General features: G+C 65.4%; 2 protein-coding genes. One reads left to right on the plus strand and one right to left on the minus strand.

Features of this window, described 5'->3' with window-relative positions; genetic code table 11:
* A partial coding sequence (locus BIS11_RS13295) for a UvrD-helicase domain-containing protein (RefSeq protein ID WP_253586243.1) occupies positions 1 to 1,816 on the minus strand: 1,816 nt, incomplete at its 3' end.
* 204 nt (positions 1,817 to 2,020) lie between these two features.
* On the opposite strand from BIS11_RS13295, the gene pncB reads away from it, so the two are divergent.
* Positions 2,021 to 3,205 carry a nicotinate phosphoribosyltransferase gene (gene pncB, locus BIS11_RS13300; RefSeq protein WP_253426405.1) on the plus strand — a complete coding sequence of 395 codons (1,185 nt, stop codon included), beginning with the start codon at positions 2,021 to 2,023 and terminating at the stop codon, positions 3,203 to 3,205.
* The last annotated feature ends 241 nt before the right edge of the window (positions 3,206 to 3,446 follow it).

Below are 3,446 nucleotides of genomic sequence, written 5' to 3' on the forward strand. Positions count from 1 at the left end.
CCGAGAGATAGACGCTCTTCACCCCGCGCAGCGCCAGCGCCTGACGAATCGCCCGCGCCTCGGTCATGCCGTTGACCAGCACCGCCATGTCGGACGGTTTCAGCGGGGTGAGTCCTTGCTCGCTTTCGAAGCCGCTCTTGCCCTGGCGGCCCGCCACCAGCAGCTCGGTCATGTAGGAGGCGCAGCGCTCGGCCATCTCGGTTTGATAGGCGGTCTTGGAGAGCGGCTCGTCGCTGGCGAGCGGCCAGAGCGTCATCGCGGCAAGCGGCGCGCCTTCGTGCACCAGGCGCTCCTTGCGCCTGCGCGCTTCTACCGGCAGAAACGGCAGCGGGTTGTCGCCGTGCTCGTCGCGAAACAGGAAGGCGCCGCGCGGGTGCGCGTCGGCGTGGAGAAAGCAGTGGTTGACCGCCTCGACCATGGCGCGACTCGAGCGAAAGTTGGTCGAGAGCGTCACGTGGCGCCCGGCGGTATCGGTGCGGGCCTGCAGGTAGGTGAAGATGTCCGCGCCGCGAAAGGCGTAGATCGCCTGCTTGGGGTCGCCGATCAGGAACACGGCGCTCTCGCGGTTGGGCGCGGCTACCTGGTAGACCGCATCGAAAATGCGGTACTGCACCGGGTCGGTGTCCTGGAACTCGTCGATCAGCGCCACCGGGAACTGGCGGCGGATCTGGGCGGCCAGCGCTTCGCGGTTGGGGCCTTGAAGCGCGCGGTCCAGGTAGGTGAGAAGCTCCGTGGGGCCCATTTCGGCGCGGCGCTGCTGCTCGCGCTCCAGGCGCACCTTGCACCACTGCACGGCGTGAACCAGCAGGTCGTTGCGCGGGTCGGGCAGCGCCTCGAGGGCGGGCTTGAGCGCTTCGAGCGCCTGCCACGCATTGGGGCAGGGCGGCGCGCCCTCCTTCCAGATCTCGGCCATGCCGTCTGGCGTCATGCGCTTCCAGGCGGCCTCGGTGAGGGATGGGCGCTCCTGATCGGTCGTGGCCCACTCGCCCAGAGCGCCCAGCCAGCTGGCGCGGCTCTTGGCGTTGAAACTCTGGGCCTTGAACGCCTTGGCCTTCGCCGCCGTCTCGAGTGCTTCTTCGAGCGTGGCCAGCCACGCGGGCCAGGGGGCCTTCAGCGTCGCCAGCGCCTGACCTTTTCGGGCCTCGGTGGCGGTCAGAATCTCCTCCGGCGCCGGGCGCGGCTCGCCCAGCGCCTCGGCATCCGCCAGCAGCCTTACCAGCTCGTCGTGCAGCGCCTGGGGTGAGGTCCAGCAGCGGGTGATGTGGCCCAGCGCGTCCACGTCCAGCGGGTAGTAGAAGGTGCGCCAGTAGTCGCGCACCACTTCCTGGGTCAGCTCGCGCTGGTCGTTCTCCAGGTTCAGCGAGAAGAGACTGCCGCTGTCGAAGGCGTGCTCGCGCAGCATGCGGTAGCACCAGCTGTGAATGGTCGACACCGCCGCTTCGTCCATCCACTCGGCGGCCAGCTCCAGGCGCCGGGCGCAGGCGGGCCAGGCGGCTTCGTCGTAGCGGGCGCGAAGCGCGCACAGCAGGTCGTCTTCGAGGGCGCCGCGAAACACCGCCGCCGCTTCCACCAGCCGCCCGCGAATGCGCTCGCGAAGCTCCTGGGTCGCGGCGTTGGTGAAGGTGACCACCAGGATCTCCGGCGGGGTCAGCGGACGCGGGTGAGCGGTGTCGTCGTCCGGGCTTCGCGCGCCCAGCACCAGGCGCACATATAGAAGCGCGATGGTGAAGGTCTTGCCGGTGCCCGCGCTCGCTTCGATCAACCGGCTGCCGTGAAGCGGCAGGCGTAGGGGGTCGAGCGGGGCGGGTAGGCTCATGAGCGCTCCGAAAAACGGTGAAAAAGGGTAGAAAGGGCGGGCACTTGGCACTATATCGCGATGGTCTGGCAGGCGCAAAACGGGCGCGGCCAGGCGGCGGGCTGTGAGCGGCGCCCTTCACCTGCTAATCTTGTCGGCCAGCCCACGCCAGGATGGCCTGGAAACGCTGCTGCGGCACCCAGTATTTGCTGACGATGAGACACCATGCTGACATCGCTTCTCGATAACGATTTTTACAAGATCACCATGCAGAACGCCGTGATCAAGCGCTTTCCCTACGCCCACGCTCACTACGCGTTCATCAATCGCGGCGAGCATCGCTTTCCCGAAGGGTTCGGCGTGGCGCTGCGCCAGGAAGTCGACAAGATGGCCTCGCTGACGCTCAGCGAGGAAGAGAAGCGCTATCTGGAAACCACCTGCCCGTATCTCGATCCTACCTACCTCGATTTCCTGGCCGGGTTTCGCTACGACCCGTCGGAAGTGATTATCGAGCAGCAGGGCAGCGAGGTCTCCGTGATCATCGAGGGCCCCTGGTATCGCACCATCCTGTGGGAAGTGCCGCTGATGTCGCTGATCAGCGAGCTGTGGTATCGCCTGCGCGGCGAACGCGTGGCCAGCGAGACCGATGCGCTGATCGAGCAGCGTACCAAGGAGAAGATCGAGCACTACCGCAAGTTAGGGCTCAAGATCGCCGAGTTCGGCACCCGGCGGCGCTTTTCGTTCGCGGTACACGACCGCGTGGTAGGGGCGCTGCGCCACTACGGCGGCGAGGCCTTCACCGGCACCAGCAACGTCTATCTCGCCATGCGCCACGGCGTGAAGCCGATCGGCACCCACGCCCACGAGTGGTTCATGTTCCACGGCGCGCGCTTCGGCTTCAAGATGGCCAACAGCCTGGCGCTGGAGCACTGGGTGGACGTCTACCGCGGCGATCTCGGCATCGCGCTGACCGATACCTTCACCTCGCGGGCGTTCTTCGAGAGCTTCGACAAGAAGTTCGCCAAGCTCTTCGACGGCGTGCGCCACGACAGCGGTGACCCGGTGGAGTTCGCCAAGGCGACCATCGAGCACTACAAGCGCCTGGGGGTAAACCCGCAGACCAAGTCGATCATCTTTTCCGATGCGCTCACCCCGGAGAAGGTCGAGCGCATCCAGTCGTTCTGCGAAGGGCGCATCGGCACCGCCTTCGGCATCGGCACCAACTTCACCAACGACGTGGGCCTCGAGCCGATGAACATGGTGATCAAGATGGTCAAGGCGCGCCCGGAAGGCCAGGGGTGGCTGCCGGTCATCAAGCTCTCGGACGTACCGGACAAGCACACCGGCGACCCGGAGATGATCGCGCTCGCCCAGCGGATTCTGGCGCTGAGCCATCGGCCGTCGGAGTAGCGCTTCATGCCCCTTTGCTGCTTGCTGTCATGGCGATGATCTTTGCATGACAAAGACGCTACGGTGAAGATTACTTCGGTTTTGTAAGCGATCTCTTACTTTCTTGTAAGCCATTTGCGCTTCGTGCCTCTCTGAATTGAAGTGTCTGCCCAGATCATTATTCTTATCGTTTTCAATCGATGAGTGGATGGCCGAGGAGCAGCACGATGGCAAACGGAGCGGGGCTACGGTTCACCCTGAC

Source organism: Halomonas sp. 707D4, from assembly GCF_024158685.1.
Classification (GTDB): Bacteria; Pseudomonadota; Gammaproteobacteria; order Pseudomonadales; family Halomonadaceae; genus Vreelandella.

Bases quoted from the DNA above. Each gene is read 5' to 3' on its own strand.
- pncB (WP_253426405.1), top strand. From the start codon at position 2,021: ATGCTGACATCGCTTCTCGATAACGATTTTTACAAGATCACCATGCAG.